This window comes from Vibrio qingdaonensis (assembly GCF_026191675.1).
Classification (GTDB): domain Bacteria; phylum Pseudomonadota; class Gammaproteobacteria; order Enterobacterales; family Vibrionaceae; genus Vibrio; species Vibrio qingdaonensis.
Genome location: NZ_JAKRRY010000018.1, coordinates 41052 through 65393, shown reverse-complemented (window position 1 = coordinate 65393; position 24342 = coordinate 41052). Strand labels below are relative to the sequence as shown.

The window sequence follows — 24342 nt, the reverse complement described above, 5'->3', positions numbered from 1 at the left end:
AAATCAGAAAAAATCCCTATTTTGTCGACATACCGTCGCTATATAGCGACGACTTCTATCGTCATTCTCACTGTGATGCTTTAACAACGACTTCGCTTAAGCGATACCATCCATCCGGTTGCTGTCCCACGTTGGCGAGATTCAAAGGCTGACTATCACGGCTTTCGCTCACAGCCATTTCGACAAAATAATGACCTACCTTTATCCCTTTAGGCAACACCATGTTCACTGTGGATTGATATAACCCTGGAAGCCAAGTCTCAGTGCTTGTCGTGTCTTCTACAACAGACACCACCTCATCACTGCTATTAACTAATCGATAATACGCATAATAAGGTTGATAGGTTGGTGCCACACCATCGTTAAAAATATGAGTTTCCAGTGCGAACTCTTGCCCCGCCGACACGGAACTAGAATGACGAATCGTATCAACTCGAAAGCGATAGCCAATTTTTAGCAGTGCCTTATCTAATAAATCGCGGTACTGCTCAGGAATGGGTGTCGATTTCAAATTTAGGCTACTCGCATGCTGGCTAATTGCCCAATCGAGTGACGCTGTCACTTGATTTCGGGTGTATTGTTGCGTAGCCCACCAGCCATGCATGTCCCCACACACTTCAAAACTAACAGGCTTACGCTGCCAAGCGGTATCAAATAACGGCGTCTGCTGTTTTACTTGCTGAATACGATACGGGTAGTCATCGTTCATATGACTCCAAGTCGGGGAAAAATTATGCCAATCGCCCCAACAATCGGCACGCCACCCTGAACCTTTTTCAATCGCGTATGCGAGAGAGGAACCTCCGCTTATCAGCATTAATTTTTCAGTAGTTGGAAACGCTGAAAAATGCAGATCGACGTACTTATTTAACTGCTGATATGAATACTTACTATGCAGTGGCTCCAGTTCAGGAAAGTTGCTGTTATGCCACTCGCCCCAGGAGCCCACGATGCCAATATCAACCTGAGCAAGCCGTGAGTCATTATCGTAACGCTCTCCAAAAGCGCTGAGTAACTTTTCGACGTAGGCGATATATATTGGATCGTCAAGATTAGCCACAAAGGTTTTGCCATTTTCAACCCACTGCCCTGCAACACCTTTTTTGATAAGCCATTGTGGGATTTTTGTACCTGAAAACGGTTCATCTAGAGCCATAAAGCGCAACGCGACTCGCCGTGATTGCTTCGTGTTATTTTCCAGCAAGTCATCAATGAGAGTAAAATTGTATTCACCTTCGCGTGGCTCGAGTTCACTCCAATAATACCGGTAGTATCCCATTCCTGACACAGGGTATTGCTCTAGCGTTAAGACGGTGCCCCACCCATCGTGGAAAGTTTCAACCCCCATACCCGGATTGGTGACGGGCGTGTTAAGTCCCACGATCGATGTGACTTTCTCGAGCTCATCGACAGCGTAAGCTTGGAAAGTAACGGGGTACAATAATGATAATAAACCTAACCACCGCTTAGCGGACCATTGACCTTGTTTATTTCCTGTCATTTAACGCTCCCACTCAATCCTTACAATGATTGAAACCAATCCCAGATTCCTAGTGAAAAGTTCTCGAACAAGTCAATACCCAGCGCAGACTTTAATAAATACAATGCCAGCAACACGAGCACCCCACCCGCAAGAACAAACGTGGTGATCAATGCTGTCGTTGCGTAGACTATCCATTTCGACTCGCCTTGACGGGCCGCCGCACGGCGATCTCGCCCACTCAGCACCACCACATAGTAGCGCTTACCGAACCAAGGAAAGCTTTTGCGAATATCAACCGAATGCTTTGCGACCAAACCAACTTGATTCACCGCTTTTTCAATGGCTTGCTTTTGCTCTTCGCTTAAGCTTTGTTGCGTTTCTTGCTGTAAAACTCGGTAAAATTGAGTCACTGCCCGGCTCTTATCAGGCTCATCCGAGTCACTACTTTTATTAAGATGATTAGTCACGCTCAATTCCCAACGTTTTGTTGTAAACACCCACCGTTTGATGAGCGATTTTATGCCAGTCATATCGCGCTAAAAAGTGTTGGTAATCTTGTCGCGGCATCACACACCTTTGCTGAATTGCCTGCGATAATTCATCGATATTTTTAACGGAAAAGTAGCAATCAGATCCAAGTTCAACCGCACAATTTGGTGCAATATCACTCACCACCACAGGTAAGGAATACGACATCGCCTCCAGCAGTGCAATAGGCAAACCTTCATGATAAGAAGGCATGACGAATAACTTAGCTTGAGAAAAGACCACTTGTAGCGCCTCTCCCTTTAGAAAGCCTGTCAGGATCACACCAGGTGTCTCCTTCGCGGCCTGTTTTAATGCGTGACTGTAATCACTTTCATGATCAGTATCCCCTATCAATACGAGAGGCATATCAAGCTTGGATTTTTTGTATGCCTGTATAAGATCATGAAAGCCTTTTTCTTCTACAAAACGACCTACTGCGACCATATAGCCTCGAGCAGATAACTGATAGCGCTCTAATGTAGATTGTACGACATCCGATGGCAGAGCTTTGGCAGAGTTAACGCCATTATAAATGAGTTTTGCATCATCTCGTTGATAAGATTGCTTAATAAGATCATTAATCACTTCTGATATAACAATGACTTCGTTGGCATATTTAACAGCTAAACGTTCACCAAGCTTCAAAACAATCTTTGCTAACCTCCCCCATTTTTCACGCTGATAATCAGGGCCATGGTGGGTGAATACCACTTTCTTCCCCATTAGACGTAGCAATGGCACGACTAACCCTGGACCTATCGCATGAACATGTACCACATTCGAGCCATCAGTTAAGGTAGAAGCTGCCGCAATAGTGGAATGAACAATAGCCTCCAATGAGGTTTTTTTAGGTGCCCACAATGCTTTGGTCTTAACCCCCTTATAACTCGCGGCTTTGTAAGAGACATAAGGCGAGCGTGCGATAACCTCTACCTCAAATCCTTGTTCAACAATAAGAGGATAAAGGTGCTGGCAATGTGTTTCGACGCCCCCTAATACATCCGGAATGCCACGTGTCCCTAATACGGTTACTTTCATGATTGTTCACCCAATAAACGTTGGTACAAATCGACCAACTGTCGATGATGAGAGCTCAATGAATAATGCGTCTCTAACCGTTGCCTTGCTTGTTCACCGTAGTACTTTGTCAGCTCCGGACGTATCGCAAATTCATCCATCACACAGGCAAGAGCATGGACATTACCTGCTTCAAATAAACGCCCTTCCTTTCCATCTCGAACTTGTTCAGGGATGCCACCGATATTGGCGCCAATAATAGGCTTACCATACGCCATTGCTTCAAGAACCGACATCGAGCAGTTTTCATAACATTCAGAAGGAACAATGACAGCACTGGCTTGTTTAATGAGCAAATGCAACGCCTCACCCGTTTTAAAGCCAAGCCACTCAACCTTGTTCTTCCTACCAGACAAGGCGTCAGCAAGCGGCCCAGTTCCCGCGATTTTTAATGGGATCGATTGGTTAGACTGCTCGTAAGCTGCAACCATTGTTGCGACGCCTTTTTCCTGACTTAATCGCCCTAAATACAAGAAATATCGATGATCAGCGACATCTTGCTGATTAACATTCTCATCAATGCCATTCACAATGACCTCAATTCTACTATTGGGGAGCTTACGGCGAATAATATTGGCTAAAAACTGGCTAGGTGACACGATTACATCTAGGCATTGATAGTTTTTAACGAGCGATTGATACAAGGCTTCTGCAACAAGTAAACCACTTTTAAACCATGACCCTTGCTGGCATCGATACTTTAACGCGTTAAACACACTGCCTTGTAAACACGCTTCACAGGTATGTCCATCTCTATACATGGTATAGCTAGGACAAGCGATTTTAGTATCATGAGCCGTGAGTACCGTTTTACACCCAGCTTGTTTAGCGATCTTAATGATTGAAGGCGTCAGTTGATGATAAATGTTGTGAAAATGGACGATATCGGGCTGTTCAGTGGCAATCAATTCCGAAAGCTTTTCACACGCTTCGGTGTTATGCACAAACCGCACTGCGGTTTTCAACGCGCCGAATAAACTCGCGTTGGCGTGATAATCCACATTATCGACAAAACTAGCGCTGTAGTCAGACGCTAAATTGTCATTGTGAATCATTGAAAAATCGATAACCGAAAACCCTCGCTCTATCAACATGTCTCTTTCTTGAAAAAAGACCGTTTCCGCGCCTCCTTTTAAGAAAAAAAACTTATTCACCACTAACACTTTCATGACGCTTCTCGCTCTAGCACTTTATGTTGCGGCGCTTGGTTCGGATCTTTGATAGGGGATAACAAGCCATTGACCAATCCCGCTGAGAAGACGGTCAAATTAACAACACTCAGCGCCCCATCCTTTATCGAGCGGTTTTTAAATACTTTCATTGCAAAGAACAACATCAGTGGCAAAAGGCTAATAACCAACACTGAACCGTTGCCCACCAATAAAACCAAAATTAACCAAGCAAGATAGCAAGCAAAGATCAGCTCATTGCGAACCACACTCACAGCTTGTCGAAAATACGCTTTTCCAAACGCACTCTTTAGTAATTCGCCTGAGGCAAACAAATAACCACGCTTCCATCGGTAGCGCAATAGCATTAGCGTCGGCATATCATAAGAGGTATGGTGAAAAAACGGCGTATCCAAACGGCGCAATTTATAACCCGCACACTGGAGCCTCATGCCAAGCTCCGCCTCTTCATAGGCATGCAATGTACGATGCGTAAGATAACCGATATCATTCACGGCGCTCGCTCGATACACCCCACCGCCAGCTAGATGACTGCAATCACCAATAGGATAGATTTTGTGGTGCCTTTGCTGACGAGATTTAAATTCGTAACTCGTCGCTTCATCCATTTCAACCGTTCCCGCGACCCCAGCGTAACTCGGCTCTGTTTCCAGAAATGCTATCGCCGCATCGATGAACCCGTCCTGCAAACGCATATCGCCATCCAATAACAGTAAGTAGTCACCCTCGCTATATAAATAACCGAGTTGATGCCCTACACCGCAACAACGATCATTCGCGTTGATTAACGTCACAACTTTAGCACCGTTTTCCAACGCGATTTTTTGCGTGTCATCATTGGATAAGCTATCAGCAACAATGACGTGGTATTGATAATTCTCAAGTTGGCGTTGAACGCTTTTAATCGTTGCGGCAATGCCATCTTGTTCATTGAGTGTTTTGATAATCACGGTAATACTAGGCAAAGAGCTCATAATCTTGCTCCCGATTGAATAACAGACTTGCGGATAACTAGGCTCGCGCCAAGTGAAAAATAGAAGAGGAACTGCAACATAGGCACTAACATTAAAATTTGGCTGTAAGGCAAGCTTAATAAACTGGCAAAACCAAAGGCAATAAACGCCGGTTGCCAGGAAAGTAGCTGGATATCTTGCGTCGATAACTGCTCTCGAATCAGTGTTTCCTTGGGTATCGACACCTTTATTGCTAATAAAATGGGGCATAAAAATAGCACTAGCCCTACGATACCGAACTCCCACAGCATCATACTTAACGATGTAGAATCCAGAAGCACATTAAATATTTGATTTAAGAAACCGGGAGCGACTGAGCTGCCGTGATTGGTAGCATTTAATCCATAGCCAAACCACACGTTGGACCATCCATACAGCTGACTATTTTCCAACCAAAAAAATAGCGTGGTCATCCGCCCTAGTTCTCCCGTTGGTAACACATAATTTGAGTCATATATGTATTCTAACGAGTCCCAAAACACTTTTAGTGCGCTGTGGTCAGGGTCGGTATCAAAAGCTGTCGCATACGAAGCGGCAAGGACAACTATCGCCAACACAACCAACAACCCCATAGCCCCAACCATAAGAAGCACTTTCTTAATATCCTTTTGCTTAACACCATAAACATAACTGGGGCATAGCCAAACAAAGATTAAAAGTATAGGAGCGAGTAAAATGACGAACTTTACTTCGCCAAGGACACACAAAATAAACGCGGCGACAATATGCAGGATCATGTTAAGTCGGCTGATTACACCGTGTCTAAATTCAGATAACTTCAGGAGCATGACAAGTAAGCAGAACAGCCCTAACGCAGCCGTGTTTCCGCCCCCCATAGGATCGCCGCCGAACGTCCCGACGACAGAGTCCCATTTTTCGAATTCACCTTTAACAGCCACACGCTGCGGAACGACAACTAAAATCTGATACAAGATAACCGGAAACTGTAGATAGAAAATCCCATACAACACTTGAACGGCGCGGTAGAGCTGAGATTCACGGATAAATCCCAACAGTAAACACAGAAAAATAAGCGACAGTGCGAGTTCATTTTTCCAACCGACAATGGTCACGGTTAGCCCATTTTGTAGTACTGTCGACGCTAAGATTAACGTATAAGCACCAACCAGCAATACGGCGAGTACCGTTTCTGTATTATCTAACTTAGCCGCCTCATAGTTAGTTTGCATCAATAGCAGCAACAGCATTGCAAAGGCAGCAACGAACGGCAGCCAAAGTACGGCCCCTACCCCTGTTAAATACTGCACAAGCCCACAAACGACTAATGTAACGAAGGTGTAACCCTGTAAGAACCGCCCATTATTGACCTTCAAGTAACCTCCATCGTGTGACGAAGTTTCACTGCCGTTTTATTTACTTTGAAATAAATAAACAGGTATCGCATCGAAGATAGCACTGCAAAAGCAATAACCGAATACGCATAATCACTAACAAAATAAGGAAGCGCACCAAAAGCCAATAACACCACTGCAAGTTGTTCACATTGAATACGAAGGAAATACGTTGGCGACCCATAGACCAATTCAAGTACCGTCAATGGGCATACTGCTAGCGCCATAAACAAGTACGGCAACATATAGCGAGACGTTGGCACTGACGCGACCCACTCAGCACTAAAGCCAAGTTGCATAACCACAGGGTAGAAAATGAAGACACCGAGCACTGCTATCGTCCCCAATGCAAAGAGTAATCGGCGCACCTTGGCAAATTCAGCGTAATTAAATTGATTATGACGAAAGTCGACGGACCAACTGGAAAAAATAGAATTTCTAACTGCATTACCCACAATCACAATAGGTGCCAAGCAAAATCGGCTAACGACAGCGTAATAGCCGGCTACAACAGGGCTAAACCACACGTTAATGAGAATTACTGGTAAATTGTTATTCACCATTGCCAAAACTTCAGCACTCCCAACTTTGGCGATATGATGTTGGTGCTTACGTATAAACAATGACAACGACGACAGCGAGAACTGCTTCCTATTGATCGCATTCTTTGGCAGCAAATAAGCAATACATAGCAGCATGTAGACTAACAATGATGCCCCCCAAGCCCAGTAGAATGTCGTTAAGTCTTCGCTGACAAAAATGAGTAGCAACACTAACATCGAGATCGACGTTCTTTGTAAGGCGAGTGACTTCATTTTCTCTTCTCTAAGCAGTAGGTTCTCAGAGATCAAAACCCATGCGTGCGCCAACGTTAACATCAGTATTTGAAGAATTGGACGGTCGAAAAACCATGCAATGCCAAGGGAGTACACGAACGAAGTACAAACACTAAACAGCAAGCAAAATGATACATTCTGCCCTAGCGCATGAGGTTGTTGTTTTGGTAAGAGTAGCTGCGATGCTAATGTACAAACTTGCGCGCCTATTAAGGCAATACTGTACGTTAGCGCGTATGAGCCCACTTCCGACATCCCATACCAGTGCGATATCAACCATATCGAACCTGCCCCAATTAACTGAGATAGGATCGATGATGTCGCAATAGTTGAAATGCTTTTAAGCAAACTCACTAAGACGCCTCATGCTTAAGTATATCCACACTACCCTGAGCAATAAAACGCAGAGACTCTTCACCAACAACCAAGTCGTCACTCACTTGATTAAGTACACCGAAAGCAGGTTTGTTTAACAACGGCGACAGCTTATTCAGTTGTTGTCTTATATCATTGGCGGTATGTTGCTCAGATTTAACCACGACCACTAGGCTGTCTAAGAAACGTAAGAGAAGCTGTGCATCCTTGCTATCATTCAACGCAGGGAGTTTGATTACGACAGTCTCGAATCGCTGACAAAGTGACAACAATACTGACTCACACTCTAAACGAGCAAAAAAAGTTAATGGCGATTCATCCAGATCACCCGGAGCAAGGTAAGACAGCCCCGGCGATATTGGCATAACAATCTGATCGATATCGAGTGATGAAGAGCGGTTTTTTGCATCTCTTTGCATCGAGTTCGAGTGACTCAACACTAATTGACTAAATCCGGCCACTGGTTCTTTGTCGTTAAACTTAACGGGCGCGTTATGACTGTCCGCTATAAGATCCCTAGCGAACTCTCTTTCTCGACGATAATCCAAATCAAGCAATAAGGTTGGCTTCACTTCACTCACCGCAGAAGCTAACAACAATGCCGTCGTCGTGACCCCTTCTTGACGATACGACGATACGACGCCAATGCATTGACTATTTGGATGAGCTAAAGACAAGGCCGTATACGCACCATTTCCAATCTCCTTCGCATATTGATTAGCACGAATTTGCTTACTTAGCGCCCATGCCGACATCGGCTCACTCGTAAATGTGGGCATATCTGTTAGTGGAACCAAGCCTAGCTTTGCTTTCAATTCTGCCAGTGTTGTTATTGTTTGCTTGGTCGCAGCTCGAATGATGACAATCAGAGCACCAATTATCATTGTCATAATGCTTATCATCACGACCAATAACGGTTTATTGGGCTTGGCTGGACGCTCGCTGATCACCGCTGGGTCATAAATTTGTGCGTCTTGCTCCCTATACGTCGTATTAAGCTCATGCTCAGTCGTACGTAAATACAATTGCTCATACAACGATTGCTTTTGATTAAGATCGGCCATCAAACCATCATATTGCTCACGCTTGTCAGCAAGTGCAAAAAAGTCCTTTTTATGCAGCGCCAGTAAGGCTTTATAGTGATTTTCTTTTATGAGATCAGCTTGATATTTTTGTTGAAGCCCTAGCTTTAACTCATCAAGCAACTGTACGGTTTGTTTCTGAATCACCTCAATTTCAGCGTTAGCTTCAAGAACCTTGATGTATTTCGGTCCGTATCGTCGATTGAGATCAGACAATTTTCTTTTTGCTTGTATCAGTGCAATTCTCAGATCTTGTAGCTGAGGGTGAGAAGAAAAATCCGGCAGCGACGTGAGATCAGCCGTGTTACCTTTCATATATTTATTCACTAACTCGTAATTGGCTTGCGCAGCTAAACGCCTCTCTTTGGCATCTGCCAATTTATTGGTAATAATACCGAGTTCTTCTGTTTCAAAGCCATCGACACCACGGAAAGTTAGTAGGCCTTCGCTTTGTAAGAATGCATCTATTTCTTGCTTTTGCTGACGAATTTGCTGTTTCAATACATTAAGCTGTTGCTGATTCCAAAGCTTAGCTTGCTGGGTCTTTGCTATTTTTTGTTCTACCGTATAGTCAATAAACGCTTGTGCCACCCCATTCGCGAGCATTGAAGCTTGTTGTGCATCCGCCGATTCATAAGACACATAAACCAATTGAGTTAAACGCACTGAAGTAAACGTCAAATGACGCTGCAGCTCTTTCACCGCATGACTAATGCGCTGCTCTCTAGGCAATATCCAATCGCCGTTATTCGCTAGTGTTGACCCATTAAACTGTTCATTTTGTTGCAACTCTAGCGCTTCGACCGCTTTGACCAACACGACTCTGGATTGCATAAGGTTAAACTGCGTTTCATAGTACTGAGAGCGAGCAGAGTCGTAATTTTCGATAGGCTCGATCGGTGAGGCATTATCTACCTGCGCTTTGATCAACACCGTCGCTGTTGATACGTATTTAGCCGTCATCGACCAAATCACTGGCAGACTTAACCCTGTGACTACTGCTGTAATCAGTATTAACTTAAGCCCATGAGTTTTCAGCGCGGTTAGAAACGGCGCAAAGTTAACGTTGCTTTCTAGGGGTTGACCACGTTCTACCATTAATTTACTCACCTTAGAAAAAGCTTTGCTCAACAATAACAACATCACCGGGGTACACCGGATGGGTCATGTCGACTTTCTTAATCATTTCTTTTTGCCCCGACGGGCGAATATTGATATCACCTCTGTCTGCCCTGTCGGTGAAGCCACCAGCCATCGCGATCGCTTGTTCAACCGTGAGTTGCGGCTCATACTCATAGCCATTCGGATTTTCAACTTCCCCAAGAAGGAAAAATTTGCGGAACGCTTCCATGGTGACCGTCACCATTGGCGATCGGACAAACCCTGCTTTCAAACGGGTTTCAATGTCATGCTCAACCACATCTGTCGTTCTTCCAGAAAGCTGTACTAAACCAATGTAAGGGAAATTAATAGCGCCACGCTTACCTATTTTCAAAGACATAGACATTTCTTTCTCCCCATAGACCCAGATACGTATCATGTCTCCAGGCCCTAAAAGATACTCTCGAGTCTCGCTCTGTGTTGACGCAGCATGAGTCTGGTGACTGTTATCTTGTGCCATCGGTGCAGCAATTGGCACGCCTTTCTCAGACACTGTAGTAGCCTCATTTGCAGTTGCAGTTGCAGTTGCAGTTGCAGTTGCAGTTGCAGCGAAACAGATACTACTAATAAACACGCAGCAACCTACAAGCAGTAGTTTTATCTTCTTCATCTCTAAATCTGTACCTTTAGTGTCAATCCAATTGTATTTTTGTCATAACCAAGCTGGCGTATCACGGGGCGTTGAGAACTATCGCCAATAAAAAACAACACTTCGTCGTAATTCGAACGTTTGCGGGCAAATTGGTAGTTCAACTCAAACCGAATCGATGGCCGAAAATCATACCCTAAGGTGAACGACGCAATATCCAAATCATCCTTTCTATCGTTCTGTTGTATCCGATAATTATCCGCTTCTCGCCCATAATCAAACGTAGTACTTAACCGCTTAACCCACCAATGATGTTTCCACGACACACCGACTTTAGTATGAAGAATATAACCACCTTCTTCCGTTGGATCTTTGACTCTTCGCCAACCATAAAGCGACCATTCTGAATGTTTGACTGGTTGCCAGTTAATATTGGCGTCCCAATTTAAACCGCTGAAGGATTGTGCTTCGCTGTTATTCGGAAAGCGTTTATACAACCACGCCACATCGGCCTCGACTATCAGTTTTCCAGTTCTATGAGACTTCAAACCGACAAGGGCATAATGCTCGGTAGAGTTTTTACCCGGATTTGTCTCGTATTTGCGTAAATTGCTAATGAGACTATATCGAAACCGTGTACGCGATGAGTACTGATCAAATAGCTCAGCCGTGATGGTATTTTCTTGCCACTCTTGCTCTTTGACATAATGATAAAAGTCACTATCCGCACCTTGTACATCATCCAGATTATCAAACGTTATGTCTTTAATTTGCCAAGCAACGTCTAATTTCCCTCGCCCCTCAGGCGCCCCATAGCTATATCGTAATTCGCTGTTTAGGAACTGATTTTGTAACGGTGTTGTCACCCCGAAAGCATTAAATTGAGTAGGAGTGAAACCTTCCGTTAGCTCCGTGCCTCTTTCTTCATGGGCCCAGTCTTGTTGGATAAACCAATCAACACCATGCTTAAGGCCAAACCTCAACGAAGATTGAAACATTAAAAAGTGATCGCTGTAATCATCATCGCTTGCAGTGTCATAGCGAGAATAATCACCAGAGTACACCAACATATACCGGTCCTCTCCACGCTCACCTACCGCACGCAAATAAGGCATTACCCTTGTATAAGCGGAGTCAACCTCGTTCATAGGGTTAATTTGGTATGTCACGTTTGAATCTTGACCATACTCAACGCCGACCTGTGACTGCACATCAATACCCGCTACCGTAATATGCGACTTGGGAGTAAGCTCAGCGTGACAAAGGTGACTCACCAAACCGAGTGAAATCACAGTACTGATACTTAATAGGCTAGTACGCCTTTTCACTAACAAACCCTTTAAATACCGTCAGAAATACGATTTTTATGTCTAACCAAAGCGACCAATTCTGCAAATAAACGATGTCATACTGAACCCGCTTACTCATTTTATCGACGGTTTCTGTCTCCCCACGATAGCCATTAATTTGTGCCCAACCTGTTATCCCTGGCTTTATTTTATGCCTAATCATGTAGTTAGAGACGATCTTTCGGTACTGCTCATTATGTGCAACAGCATGAGGTCTCGGTCCGACGATAGACATTGAACCTTGTAACACATTGAAAAACTGCGGAAGCTCATCTAATGATGTGCGACGAATAAACGCACCAAACTTAGTCACTCGTGGGTCCGATTGCGTTGCCTGTTTGAAATCCTCTCCGTTCTCCATCACATTCATAGAACGAAATTTCCATACCTTTATTTTTTTACCGCCCAGACCATAGCGATCTTGTTTAAACAAAATAGGACCTTTAGAACTTAATTTCACGCCGACCGCGACGGACGCAAGCACTGGAGTAATAACGAGTAAAATGAGACTTGCCAAAGCAATATCTTCAACACGCTTAATCACACCACCGATTCCATCAAATGGTGTGCCGAAAATACTTAGCGTTTGAACATTACCAACAGACTTAAATTGCGAGGCAGAGAGGTTATAGCTGTATAAATCAGGCACCATAAAAGTATCAACGGTGGTATCAGAAAGAAGCGTTAGGCAGTTGATTATTCGTGCTTTGGCGACCATAGGTAATGCGATATACACTTCATCGATTTGGTTGTGTTGCGCCTTTTCAACCAGCACATCGACTTTGCCTACGTAGCGAGACTTAATCATGTAGCCAAATCGTTCTTCTCTTCGGTCATCATACAGTTCAATTTCAATGTCCTGACGCCGATAGAAAGTCAGCAGTTGTTTTTCCAAGGCTATCGCTGCTGGCGACAAGCCGACAATCGCGATTCGCTTTACCTTCTTGTATTTTTTAAAACACTGTCGGTAGATCGTAAAGGCAATCACTCGAATTAAAATGGTGGATAATATCGCGCTGGAAAACCAGATATAATACAAACCATCACGAAAATGACTTATTCGACTTCCCGCTAAATCCTCTACGTTATATTTAACAATTTCCATCGCAATCAAAGTGAGAAAAGCCGTCGCGATAAGGCGAATAATTGAAGAATCAAGGCGTCGACGAATGTGAGTACGGTATAAGTGGCAATACTCACCAAACAACAAAAAGAACGTCGCGACAAAAAAACCGGCCGCTACGTCAATGGCTGTCTCACCAACAAACGTCATATTAATAATCATTGCTAAAGATAAGTTTATGAGCAAAAAGTCCGTGGCTTTAAATAATGGTGCATAGCCGTCTTCTGCAATTTTTAGGGCTCGTTTTGTGTTCATAAGCGAAAAAAGCTCTCGTTGCATAGGATGTTAGGCAAAGTATAAGGGTTTCAATCCTCATACCGTAAGGGGATTCGTAACTGAATGATTCTATAGAATAAAGGGCGAACTTTGCTCGTCCCATTGGGTTTCATTGATGTATTTCTAACGGTGAGCCTAACGTATTACTCGCCCGCCCTAAAACCCAGCCTCTATAAAATCACATTCACTGCACACTAGTTATCTAAATTAGTATAAACCACATTTTCAGAAGGTATTGATTTTGTGAATGAATTTTTCACTTACATCTAAAAAGCTCACAAAATGAATACCTGTACGCAATCTTTGGTTACTTAAATGAAACACGCCTTGTGTCAGCTATACCCTACAAATCGCCGTTTTCTCTGACCGATACAGCACAAAAGATGCATGCGCAACCATTGCGTACGCAGCAATTCTTGTGTATGATTAGAGAATATTGAGTAAATCTAGACCACTTCATCTATTCAGCTGTACACCACAACGACAAGGCGACGTTATGACATTCCCTCTACCTATAATCCATCGTATCGCAGCCATTACTGGCTTTAGCATTATTCTGACGTTTTTCCTTAGCACTTTATTCGTCGAATTATTTGCTTCAACTGACAGTATTTTAGCTGTCAAAACCTTTATTTTATACGCGGTTTGGCTACTCATCCCTACTATGGCTATCACCGGAATAACAGGTAATAAGATGGCGTCCAAAGTGGTCTCTAGTCCAATTGGTAATAAGAAAAAGCGCATGCCATTTATCGCTATAAATGGGCTATTTGTGCTGCTACCTTGCGCCGTCTATTTGCATCACCTTGCGCAACTTGGACAATTTGATACCACCTTTTATATTGTGCAAATCACCGAATTGGTTGCGGGGTTTACCAACTTAACTCTAATGACACTCAACATTCGTGATGGACGGAAACTAAAACGCAGATAAACAAGATCTAACGTCTCGCATTGATATCATCACCAAAATATAGGTCGAGTCGGTTTTCTAACCACAACTCATGTTTTGCCATTACTTTAGAAAACATACGACTTTGCAAGTAGCTGTCCAGCCAACGACGTAAATTCGGGTAAGGGCTTTGCAAATACCACTGCCGTTCAATACGAGCAAATTTTCGAACGAAAGGCATAATGGCGATATCGAGTATACTTTCAGACTCTGAAAATAAAAACGAATGCATTGACAGCCTTTGTTCTAGTGTGGATAGCACAATTTCACAGCGCTGACGGCAAGCTTCTAAATTGTCATCATGATATCGCTTTGCGCAGCTGTAGGCCTCTAACGCTGGGACAAATTCTGCTTCAAATTGGCTAATCAGACCGAGCATCTCTGGTAATGATGGAGGTTGTATCACGTTAAGTAAATCATCGGGATCGCCTTGGGCTAACGCCCACAACATGATCTCCAAACTTTCTTCAAGCACGGTTTGCCCTACCACCAAAACAGGGACACTGCCCTTTGGTGATGCTAACAACATCTCTTCAGGTTTATTGTTAAGCTTAATCGCTCTAATTAGTACCCTCTGCTGCGATCTAAATATCGCGATTCGTGCTCGCATTGCATAGGGGCAGTGCTGCAATGAATACAGTATGGGCATCGCACCGGTTTTTACATCCTGCAAGGGCATATCTCATATCCACTTTTATATTAAAGCCACCCATAGTAAGGCCGTTCTGAGCCTCATTCACCCGAAAGAAGTTCATCGCTATAAACATGAGAGTCGTTCATGACGGTTCCTCTTGTTGACACTAGTGTTGCACAATAAGCGTTAGGGTTCAAAATCAACGTTGTATTAGTAACCGTTAATTAGAACTTGCTATTTAAGGCTTTCACCCCAATAACTTATCTAACAAAGACAGTATAAAAGGCGCGCTATGCAATCTTCTGATGCATCTACCAACACCGTTAATGTTGCCAAAAATCCCGCTCAGCCAAAGAGCAAAAATCTGGGAATTTTGTTTGAATTGATGGCATTTATCCGCCCCTATAAATGGAAAGTAATCGCAGCATTAGTAGCGCTGGTCTTTACTGCCTCGTTAACGCTGTCTGTCGGTCATGGTGTCCGAATCTTGATTGACGAAGGGTTTTCTCAACAGTCAATACTAGATCTTGGGTACGCGATCCAGTTCATTCTTATCGTGACTTTACTCATTTCTATCGGCACATTTTTCCGATTTTATTTGGTCTCTTCAGTTGGAGAGCGCGTCAGCGCCGATATCCGTTTGGCGGTGTTTAACCATGTTATCACCCTGCACCCCAGTTACTTCGAGACCAATAGTAGTGGGGATATCATGTCCCGTATCACAACGGATACGACCTTACTGCAAAGTATCATTGGTTCATCATTTTCAATGGCTATGCGCAGTGCGCTCATGTGTATCGGTGCGGTTGTCATGTTGTTTGCCACCAACATTAAATTAACACTGATTGTTTTAGCTTCCGTTCCTTTTATACTAATCCCGATTTTATTATATGGTCGACGAGTGCGTGCATTATCTCGTCAAAGCCAAGACTCCATGGCCGATGTTGGTAGCTATGCAGGAGAAGCCATCGAGCATATTAAGACTGTGCAAAGCTATAGTCATGAAGCACAAGAACGGTCGGCGTTCGCCAAAGAGGTTGAAAAGGCCTACGAAATTGGCCGTCAACGAGTGAAACAGCGAGCAATTTTGATCTCTGGTGTCATCGTCATTGTGTTTAGTGCGATTGCTGGCATGCTTTGGGTCGGCGGAAGTGACGTGATTAATGGCACAATGTCGGCAGGCGATCTTGGCGCGTTTGTTTTCTACGCCATCATGGTGGCCTCTTCACTTGCGACCATCTCCGAAGTATTAGGAGAACTGCAGCGCGCCGCAGGTGCCACTGAAAGGCTAATTGAGATTTTACAAGTGGAAAGCCACATCATAGCGCCAATAAACCACGCTCTAACGAGTCAGGTTCTGTCTTCTGATGTCCATTTTGATGACGTTACGTTCCACTACCCTTCTAGACCCGACGAACCGGCCACGCGCCATTTAACGTTGCATGCCGAAGAAGGCAAGGTATTGGCGTTAGTCGGTCCTTCTGGCGCTGGGAAAACTACCTTGTTTGAACTATTGCAACGCTTTTACGATCCTCAACAAGGTTCCATCACATTAGGAGGCTTGGACGTTCGTGACTTTGACCCCATCGAACTACGCAAACAAATGGCGCTAGTCCCTCAGCAACCTGCCCTATTTAGTCATGATGTCTTCCATAATATACGTTATGGCAACCCAGATGCCACTGACGAACAAGTGATTGAAGCTGCAAAAAAAGCCCATGCGCACGAGTTTATTATCAACCTGCCCGAGGGGTATCATAGTTTTCTGGGAGAACGAGGAGTTAGGCTGTCTGGAGGACAACGACAACGCATTGCCATCGCGCGCGCAATTTTAAAAGATCCAAATATACTGCTACTCGACGAAGCGACCAGCGCATTAGATAGTGAAAGTGAGCACCATGTACAACAAGCTCTTGAAGCCTTAATGCGGGGAAGAACGACCATTATCATAGCCCATCGATTATCAACGATCCAACATGCAGATAATATTGCGGTACTCGAGCACGGACAGTTAGTTGATGTGGGGAATCATCAATCACTGTTTAAAAGTTGCGAGCTATATCAACGACTGGTCGAGTTGCAATTCAAACCGTTAGAGCGTTAATAACAGCTTAACTCACCACAAAAAAGCCCCCAAACAGACAACTCTGATTAGGGGCTCTATAAGACTTCGTCGTTATCGCCATCACTCACGCTAGGAACTAGGACATAAGACAATACCGACAACCCGTCCGTTTTGCTTCTCGAGCCCTTTCTTATAGCCCTTGCACATACTGAGCGTTAGTGCGAACTTCAACTAAACGGTCTAACTGTTGTTGAGAGCCCTCAACACCCGCCAGTAAACCTTCGAAGTGTTTGATCAACTCAACTTTATCTTGTCGCTCTTTTGAACCCGCACCGATATTAGTCAGATCGATAAAGAACTCGTCAAACAATCCAGACAAGTCATTCACAATATCGTAGTTTAAGAATTGTTCATGATTATAGATACTTGGATAGCCGCCCTTCTGCTTATCAACGGCGAACGAGATACCTTTCACATTAGTAATGGTTGTCGCTTTTTCACACTTAAGCATACAGCCATCTTCTATCGCGGCCTTGTTACAACCCACTGTGCGTTGGAAGAAACACTGACGGCTCGTCATCATCAGAATTGGATGATAAATACTGTAGAAAAGCTTAAAGTTTTCAGGACGCGAAATATGACGAATCTGGCCATGATTAATTTCGTTAGAGATAAACGCACCCGCACAGTTCAACTCTTCTTTTAATGTAATAAGCGCGTGGGAGTTTGTGGTGTTCATAAATGGACCTGCCACCCATTCAATACCCATCTCGTAGGCCTTATACGCGATACCCGTGTTATTAGTCACAATACGTGCTGGTTTTACTTCTTCTAACACACGTACCGCTTCATCGTAATCTTTACCAATCAATACAGCAGGGAACCAAGGAATCAATCGTGGGTTAGCGGCAAGAATATCAATATATTTATTGTTACGCTTTTTGAAGCTTTCAGGCAATTTGAAGTAAATATCAGCATCTGTCACATCACATAAATGCAGATCTTTTTCATCGGCAATCAACATTGACAACGTCGGCTTGTCATTCACTTTTGCAAACTTCTCCAACGCTGGCACATCGACATGTTTAACGACGGCTACCGAGCCATTCAAAATAAAGTCAATCTCATCTTTAACTACCGATACTTCTCTAAACGGAATGGAAAGGTTCGCATCAACAGCTGAGAAATCATAAGATTCAATAGTATGAACAGCACTTTTAAGAGATTTAAAACGTTTCTGTAAGAACTCTTGAGTAATCGACTTCTCATCGGCAGCGGATAAAATCGATGTCGATGTCACAGCAAAGCTTTCTGCATCAGAGTTCACCGTCACTGTTAACGGTTGACCCACTTTAGCGCTAAAGACTAACGTAACAGGTGTTTTACGAATGTCTAAGAACTCGATTTTTTCTCGCATTTCTTGGCCGAGCGCGTTCTTATCCGCATGAAGTTCACTGTTCACTTCTTGGATCTGAACAACCGATATCGCCCCTTTCTTTTCAGCTGCATAGTTAGCGCTGTTATCACGAGGGTTGTCGATAAACATGTCTTTCGTTAAATTGCCTTTTAAGAAAGAGTTAGTAAAGTCACGGTTAAATACCTTGTGCAAGTTAGAGTCGTCTTCAATCAATAGCCCCTTTTCGACAAAGCTATCAATCTGTTTACGCCATGTATCAATCACAGTGTAAACGTAGTGCGCGCCTTTAATGCGGCCTTCAACTTTCAATGAATCAACTTTTGCATCAACCAATTCTGGTAAATCGTAATAGGCCGAGTTGTCTTTTAAGTTAAGTGGGAATTTGTTGCCCGCATTGGTAATTTCATACTCATCACGACACGCTTGGCTACAACGACCACGGTTTCCTGAGTTACCCACACTCACTGAACTTGAATAACATTGTCCAGAGAACGCGATACACAGCGCACCATGCACAAACACTTCGGTCAAAACATCATGGTCATGAGCCACTTGCGTCAGCATTTTTATTTCAGGTAAATTTAACTCGCGAGACAGGTTTACGCGGGTTGCACCAATTTTAGAAAGGAACTTAATTTGACCTTCATTGTGCGTTGTTAGCTGCGTAGAAGCATGAACATCTAACGTTGGGAAATGCTTCTTGACCAAATCAAACAAGCCTAAATCTTGAACAATAATGCCATCAACTTTCGTGTTCACTAATTGATTAAGCAGCTTAACAATGCTCTTAATCTCATACTCAAGAAGAACGACATTCAGAGTAAGGAACACCTCACAGCCATATTCATGAGCGAGGCGAATGACACCATTTAACTCATCAAGCGATAAGTTCGACGCTCGGTTACGAGCATTAAAAGTGTCCAACCCACAATAGACGGCATTCGCGCCTGCAACGATTGCTGCTTTGATGGCTTCTACATCGCCGCCCGGTGCCAATAACTCAATTTTTCTGCTCATTCGAAAGTGCTCACTTGCTAGACTTGTCATTTTTTGAGGGCGTATTCTACCTAGATCACACTATTATTACCACTCACGATACTCGCTATGTAACAACTAATTTAAAACCATGTTAATAGCCTTAATATAAACATGGATTAATGGCACAAACCTATGTGATCATGCTCAATGATTCGCGTGTAATTTGGCGAGAAATACTGGTGATTCCACCTGTTGATTACAACAAATGAAATCACCATCAAGACAAAGTAATTACGGCTCTAAGATTGAAAAGGCCATGTTAAGGCCCTTTGTCTGAAGGAAAGAAAGTTAGCTCTGTAGGATCAATAGAGGGAGCCCCAGCATGTCGTCGCCCGAGCCCGCCAAGTACCAAATAATACCGACTAAGCTCGCTACGGTAGTCGCATACCAAACCGCAGAGACAATCTGTCCAGAGCGATCAAGCGGCAATAAATGACTGTAATGTCGAGCTCGCCACTCAAAGCCTATTTCGACACTCCCTATCAGCAGCATCAACCCTAAAAGAGTCAGGTTCAGCGTGTAACTTAGATAGATACCAAAAGCCGCTCCAGCAATACACATGACAAGCCCAATTAGAGAATTCATGGAAAAACTGATGCTTTTTAAAATATGTCCGCCATCAAGCGGCAGAATGGGCAGCAAATTGAACAGATTGAGTAGCGCATTAAACGCAGCAAGTCCGGCAAAGATATCCGCTCCTGTGATCCAGTACGCCACTAAAGACAGTAACGACATAAACAAACCAAACGTTGGGCCCATAATGGAGATCACCACATCTTGCCACCGGGTATTAATCCTTTCATCGCTGAGCGCGAGTCCGCCCATGAATGGAATTAAATATATTCCTTTAGTTTTCATCCCGAAGTACTTCATGGCGCGAATATGCCCATACTCATGGAAAACCAAACACGCAATCAGCGCTAATGCAAACTGCAGAGAAAACAACCAAGAGTAAGCCGCAACGCTCGCTCCCATCAGAACAACTTTGATCACTTTAGCGCTTTTCAGCAACTTAAATCCCAACGATGCCAAACCGATGACGCTCAGCTTGTTCTGTTTTTCAAGCGGTGTGACCGGGACCTGTTGTTCAATATCTTTTGTGTTTCTATCGCCTTCTGTCACTTGTTCGTCATTAACAAACAGTTGGTAACGAATAGTAAAGGGCTGCCAAGTTAAGTCAGTAACTAACTTCACGGTAATAGATTGCGCGACCGAGGTGTCCATATTCGCGTCCAAAGAGGAGACTGGTTGAGCGGGTTGCACTGAGAGTTGAAACTGGTGTTCTTTTATCCCCTGATAATCTGTCGAAGCTGGAATAACCGAGACCACCTCTCCCCCCCAAAAAAGTTGCTGCCAACCTGCCATAGATCCTTCTAAACGAAGAGACTTACCCAAACAATCGATGTTTAATAGTTCCAATGTACACTCTTTATATTTTTATAGTCGAAGACAAACTACGCTTCGTACGCCGATATGGGCAATATACAGTTCAAAGTCGGCATTCTCTACTTTTGTAGAGAGACTTTTGCTTCTTGATGTTGATTAAGGTTTACTCATTCAAATAATTCCACGCTACAACCACTCCGTCGCCATCACCAAAATGACTTCTCCTTATCGAGAGCAGGACCCGTTACTACAGCGCGATTTTCCTGTGAGCCAAAGTGAAATCTGATAACGATTCCTAGCAAAGTAGTAATAAAGCTTGTCTGCAGTAGGCTTGATCAAACGCCAACGTGACGGCGCATACATCCACCCTTTGCCAACTAAATTCCACGCATGGTAAACTGCATCAAGTCCCAACCAAAGGCGCCCACTTTCATCGATAGCATGTAAAATGGTATTCGCTTTTTTTGGATCAATCTGTGGATAGTCATGAAAATCTTCACTGAAAATGTCCACCGTATCAATTCTTTTATAAATATCGTGTTTTCTAAGTGCAGCCATTTCTTTTTTACATAATGGGCATGTTCCATCATAAAATAAGGTAAGTGTTTGCATGTAGCCTCCATCGAATGCTCGCTAAAGTATATACGTGACTTGCCGATGTTCGATCGCTGAGATTAGCACCTAGACCACTTCATGATGAAGCGGTGTAACGAGTGTGGAGTGTAGAGTGTAGAATTTGACACACAGGCTTTCATGAACACAGCCAGATAGTTGAAAGGAATATAGGTTGGAGACATAGCAGTATGGAAGTTCACTCCTCCCTTATATTCCTTAAAGGCGTCAGCACATCAATATATCTAGTCACATAAAAGCCTTCGTAACAGCATAGTTACGCGTTATCTATCTCATATAGCAATAGATTTCCATCGTTGCTTACATGATAAAAACGCCAACGAGTTAACGACAATGACAATGACAATGACAATGACAATGTTACAGATACACCGTACGGTCGACACACAGTAATACTAGAGAGTATTACCTCCCTAGTGCGCGACCAAATTAAAGTGTTAACTCTGGCACCATTCTTGAAATTTCTTTACTTTTTCTAAACTCACTAGGACTAAACCCATAGTATTTTTTAAATACCCTACTATAATAATTTGGACAATCAAAACCACTGTTATACGCACTGGTTTTGATTGAGTTACCACCATAAAGCAATTTGAGAGAGTGCTTCAACCTAATAATATTTAGCAGTTGACTAAAAGTAATACCTTCTTTATATAACACTCTGTTTAACTGCGTAAAGCTCATATCAGCCGATTGACTTAATTCATCTGCAGACCACTTTCTAGTAATGTCCATCCTCATGGCATTGGCTATACGATCTATCTCGTGAGGAAAAGAGATAATATTAACCAGCTCATTATTAGAAGCACGCCGAATATATTGAATCATCGTCATTGAAAATAACGAATACAAGGCATAACTATCATTCATATTAGATGATATGAATAGAGCCGATCTAAAGCCATCTATAATTTCCAATTCATTACTAGATTTATTGCTTCTTATCCCAACAATATCAAAACTATTAATGAGTGGTCGAAAATCATTCTCTTCAATAGAAAACCGATGCATATTAATCGTTAGGTCGGTATCGACAGCACTAAGTGAAATACCAACATTAGAGTACGCTGGAATAAATATAACTGTGGAGCCCATACTCTCATGCATTTTTCCATTGATACAAATGAAACCTTTCGCATTCTCGACCATAACCAAATTATGTTTTGTCACTAGATTAGATGAGGTTAACGTTGCACTCCGAAATCGAATTGAACGAAACAACCCCTCTACGCTATTCAATGGCTAAACCTACTGCGAGTGACATGGATGGACGATTCTTTTTTTGTCGAATATCAGAGTTAGGACTACGATTGTTTTTTTCTTCCAGCAGGGGAATTAAGTTATCAATACTAGTTGGGTAGTAATAGTAATAACCTTGCATGTAGACATGTTCCATTAAGTGCATTTTCCTTTGAATCGCGGTTTCCACACCTTCAATAATAAGCCTAGGTGCATATAAGCTTAACAATTCAGCAAGCATATTAATAATTTCGTCATTATCATGATAGAGCAAATAGGATTTATCGAGTTTAATCACGTCCCATGTAAAATACTGTAATGCATGTGTCTTACTTCTGTCTTTGTGGCAATAATCATCTAACCAAAACTCGACACCATGATGCCTTAATTTTTTGATGTTTTTTGCCAACGCTTGATGGCTCAACGATAACTGTGTACAAGTAATTTCAATCGCGATTGGAAAGTCCAAGACAGCGAGCAAATTGTTGACAAAATGGTCGTTATTCAAACAGGAAAGGGGGAGATTAAATGACATCAACGTATCGTATTTCTTTATATAATCCCTATAGTAATCAAGCTGAGCAAACATGAGTCGTTGAAGAAACTGATCATTGATCTGGGAAAAAAAATCTTCACCACTGATTTGCTCGCCACTACAATCGCTGACTTGAGTAAGCACCTCATAAGCGTACACCGTTGCACTCATAGGGTGGACTATCGGCTGAACTTTAAACTCAAACTCTGCAAATACTGCACAATCAATCGTTGAATATGCCAAAAATCGACTACTTGAATCTGCTTGTTGAATGGCGACTGACATATCATTATTTCCTTAAATTTCCATTGATACTGGAGAAGTAACTCCTAACGAATTGGGATGATAACGAGAAGTAGCTCATAACTTAATGAAAAAAAATCGTTGAACATAAAATAGTGCTTTATTGAAAGAAGAACTCTATTACGTCAAATTTGTGACGCAAATAGTACGACCGCCTATTAATCTATAAATGAAAAGTAATTTTCCATCAAGATCGTAGCTTAATCGTTTAAAACCGTAACGAGCAGGAAATGCAAAAGCGTCAGATTAACCAACATAAATTAGATTTATTACTTTATTGATAAGGTTAATTTTAATATAACAGTAAAGAGGTTTTAGAAATAAGTAAAGCGGCACATTTTATTTTCAAAGCGTTGTCTTTAAAGAGTCGTAGAGGCATCGATTAACTCAACGCTGCTACGCTCTTATTCAATATCTCAACACTTAAACCATTACTATTGTTGATTCAATTGAGCTTTTGCCGCTTCCACTTTAGCAAAGTCTAACCCCAACTCTTCAACCGCTTCTTTAATCAAAGCGGGGTTTTGCATGACTTGTGTCATCAGCTGTTGCAGTTGCTCTTGAGGAAGTCCCAATTGACCGATCGTTGCCATTGCGGCAAGTGGATTTTGAGTTAAGGTTTGAAACAGTTCACTGACCTGCTTATCACTGATATTATTTTCTTTTAAAATTGCTAGAATCGGGTTCATAGTACCACCTCATAGGT

20 protein-coding genes are annotated in these 24342 nt (G+C 42.9%); 2 read left to right on the top strand and 18 right to left on the bottom strand.

From position 1 onward, the window contains the following. Positions 1-67 precede the first annotated feature (67 nt). From MD535_RS14085 to MD535_RS14035, 11 genes are all read right to left on the bottom strand, one after another. Complete coding sequence (locus tag MD535_RS14085) at positions 68-1501, bottom strand: DUF4832 domain-containing protein (RefSeq protein WP_265675661.1); 1434 nt, start codon at positions 1499-1501, stop codon at positions 68-70. A gap of 20 nt (positions 1502-1521) precedes the next feature. Continuing rightward, positions 1522-1950, bottom strand: a complete 429-nt coding sequence (locus tag MD535_RS14080; protein ID WP_265675660.1) for a hypothetical protein — start codon at positions 1948-1950, stop codon at positions 1522-1524. Next, on the bottom strand, positions 1943-3049 hold the full coding sequence (locus MD535_RS14075) for a glycosyltransferase family 4 protein (RefSeq protein ID WP_265675659.1): 1107 nt from the start codon (positions 3047-3049) through the stop codon (positions 1943-1945). Before MD535_RS14075 ends, MD535_RS14080 begins: the two co-directional genes overlap by 8 nt. Next, on the bottom strand, positions 3046-4257 hold the full coding sequence (locus MD535_RS14070) for a glycosyltransferase family 4 protein (protein WP_265675658.1): 1212 nt from the start codon (positions 4255-4257) through the stop codon (positions 3046-3048). Before MD535_RS14070 ends, MD535_RS14075 begins: the two co-directional genes overlap by 4 nt. Further along, positions 4254-5252: a glycosyltransferase gene (locus MD535_RS14065; RefSeq protein WP_265675657.1), complete on the bottom strand. Its 999-nt coding sequence runs from the start codon at positions 5250-5252 to the stop codon at positions 4254-4256. Before MD535_RS14065 ends, MD535_RS14070 begins: the two co-directional genes overlap by 4 nt. Next, positions 5249-6625, bottom strand: a complete 1377-nt coding sequence (locus MD535_RS14060; RefSeq protein WP_265675656.1) for a capsular biosynthesis protein — start codon at positions 6623-6625, stop codon at positions 5249-5251. The genes MD535_RS14065 and MD535_RS14060 overlap by 4 nt, the downstream gene beginning before the upstream one ends. Then, positions 6622-7833 (bottom strand): lipopolysaccharide biosynthesis protein, encoded by a 1212-nt coding sequence (locus MD535_RS14055; protein ID WP_265675655.1) that lies wholly within the window; start codon positions 7831-7833, stop codon positions 6622-6624. Before MD535_RS14055 ends, MD535_RS14060 begins: the two co-directional genes overlap by 4 nt. After that, the gene (locus tag MD535_RS14050; RefSeq protein WP_265675654.1) at positions 7833-10034 is read right to left on the bottom strand and encodes a GumC family protein; all 2202 of its coding nucleotides are present in this window, start codon (positions 10032-10034) and stop codon (positions 7833-7835) included. Before MD535_RS14050 ends, MD535_RS14055 begins: the two co-directional genes overlap by 1 nt. A gap of 13 nt (positions 10035-10047) precedes the next feature. Further along, the gene (locus MD535_RS14045; protein WP_265675681.1) at positions 10048-10557 is read right to left on the bottom strand and encodes a polysaccharide biosynthesis/export family protein; all 510 of its coding nucleotides are present in this window, start codon (positions 10555-10557) and stop codon (positions 10048-10050) included. 152 nt (positions 10558-10709) lie between these two features. After that, on the bottom strand, positions 10710-12014 hold the full coding sequence (locus tag MD535_RS14040; RefSeq protein WP_265675653.1) for an outer membrane beta-barrel protein: 1305 nt from the start codon (positions 12012-12014) through the stop codon (positions 10710-10712). After that, complete coding sequence (locus MD535_RS14035; RefSeq protein ID WP_265675652.1) at positions 11998-13413, bottom strand: undecaprenyl-phosphate glucose phosphotransferase; 1416 nt, start codon at positions 13411-13413, stop codon at positions 11998-12000. Before MD535_RS14035 ends, MD535_RS14040 begins: the two co-directional genes overlap by 17 nt. 517 nt (positions 13414-13930) lie before the next feature. Between MD535_RS14035 and MD535_RS14030 the strand changes: the two genes are divergently transcribed. Further along, positions 13931-14368 carry a hypothetical protein gene (locus tag MD535_RS14030; RefSeq protein WP_265675651.1) on the top strand — a complete coding sequence of 146 codons (438 nt, stop codon included), beginning with the start codon at positions 13931-13933 and terminating at the stop codon, positions 14366-14368. 7 nt (positions 14369-14375) lie between these two features. Here the strand turns inward: MD535_RS14030 and MD535_RS14025 are convergent, their stop codons facing one another. Then, a complete protein-coding gene (locus MD535_RS14025; protein WP_265675680.1) occupies positions 14376-15035 on the bottom strand; it encodes a glutathione S-transferase in 660 nt (219 codons plus the stop codon). 277 nt (positions 15036-15312) lie between these two features. On the opposite strand from MD535_RS14025, the gene MD535_RS14020 reads away from it, so the two are divergent. Continuing rightward, positions 15313-17124, top strand: a complete 1812-nt coding sequence (locus tag MD535_RS14020) for an ABC transporter ATP-binding protein/permease (protein WP_265675650.1) — start codon at positions 15313-15315, stop codon at positions 17122-17124. Between the two features lie 151 nt (positions 17125-17275). Here MD535_RS14020 and MD535_RS14015 read toward each other — a convergent pair whose 3' ends face one another. The 6 genes from MD535_RS14015 to MD535_RS13990 form a co-directional block, all read right to left on the bottom strand. Beyond that, positions 17276-19519 carry a peptidase U32 family protein gene (locus MD535_RS14015; RefSeq protein ID WP_265675649.1) on the bottom strand — a complete coding sequence of 748 codons (2244 nt, stop codon included), beginning with the start codon at positions 19517-19519 and terminating at the stop codon, positions 17276-17278. Between the two features lie 309 nt (positions 19520-19828). Continuing rightward, positions 19829-20959, bottom strand: a complete 1131-nt coding sequence (locus MD535_RS14010) for a site-2 protease family protein (RefSeq protein ID WP_265675648.1) — start codon at positions 20957-20959, stop codon at positions 19829-19831. Positions 20960-21151: 192 nt separating this feature from the next. Next, complete coding sequence (locus tag MD535_RS14005) at positions 21152-21538, bottom strand: thiol-disulfide oxidoreductase DCC family protein (RefSeq protein ID WP_265675647.1); 387 nt, start codon at positions 21536-21538, stop codon at positions 21152-21154. Between the two features lie 450 nt (positions 21539-21988). Next, complete coding sequence (locus MD535_RS14000) at positions 21989-22654, bottom strand: helix-turn-helix domain-containing protein (protein WP_265675646.1); 666 nt, start codon at positions 22652-22654, stop codon at positions 21989-21991. A gap of 136 nt (positions 22655-22790) precedes the next feature. After that, on the bottom strand, positions 22791-23618 hold the full coding sequence (locus MD535_RS13995) for an EAL domain-containing protein (RefSeq protein WP_265675645.1): 828 nt from the start codon (positions 23616-23618) through the stop codon (positions 22791-22793). A gap of 452 nt (positions 23619-24070) precedes the next feature. Then, complete coding sequence (locus MD535_RS13990) at positions 24071-24325, bottom strand: DUF2999 family protein (protein WP_265675644.1); 255 nt, start codon at positions 24323-24325, stop codon at positions 24071-24073. Positions 24326-24342 lie beyond the last annotated feature (17 nt).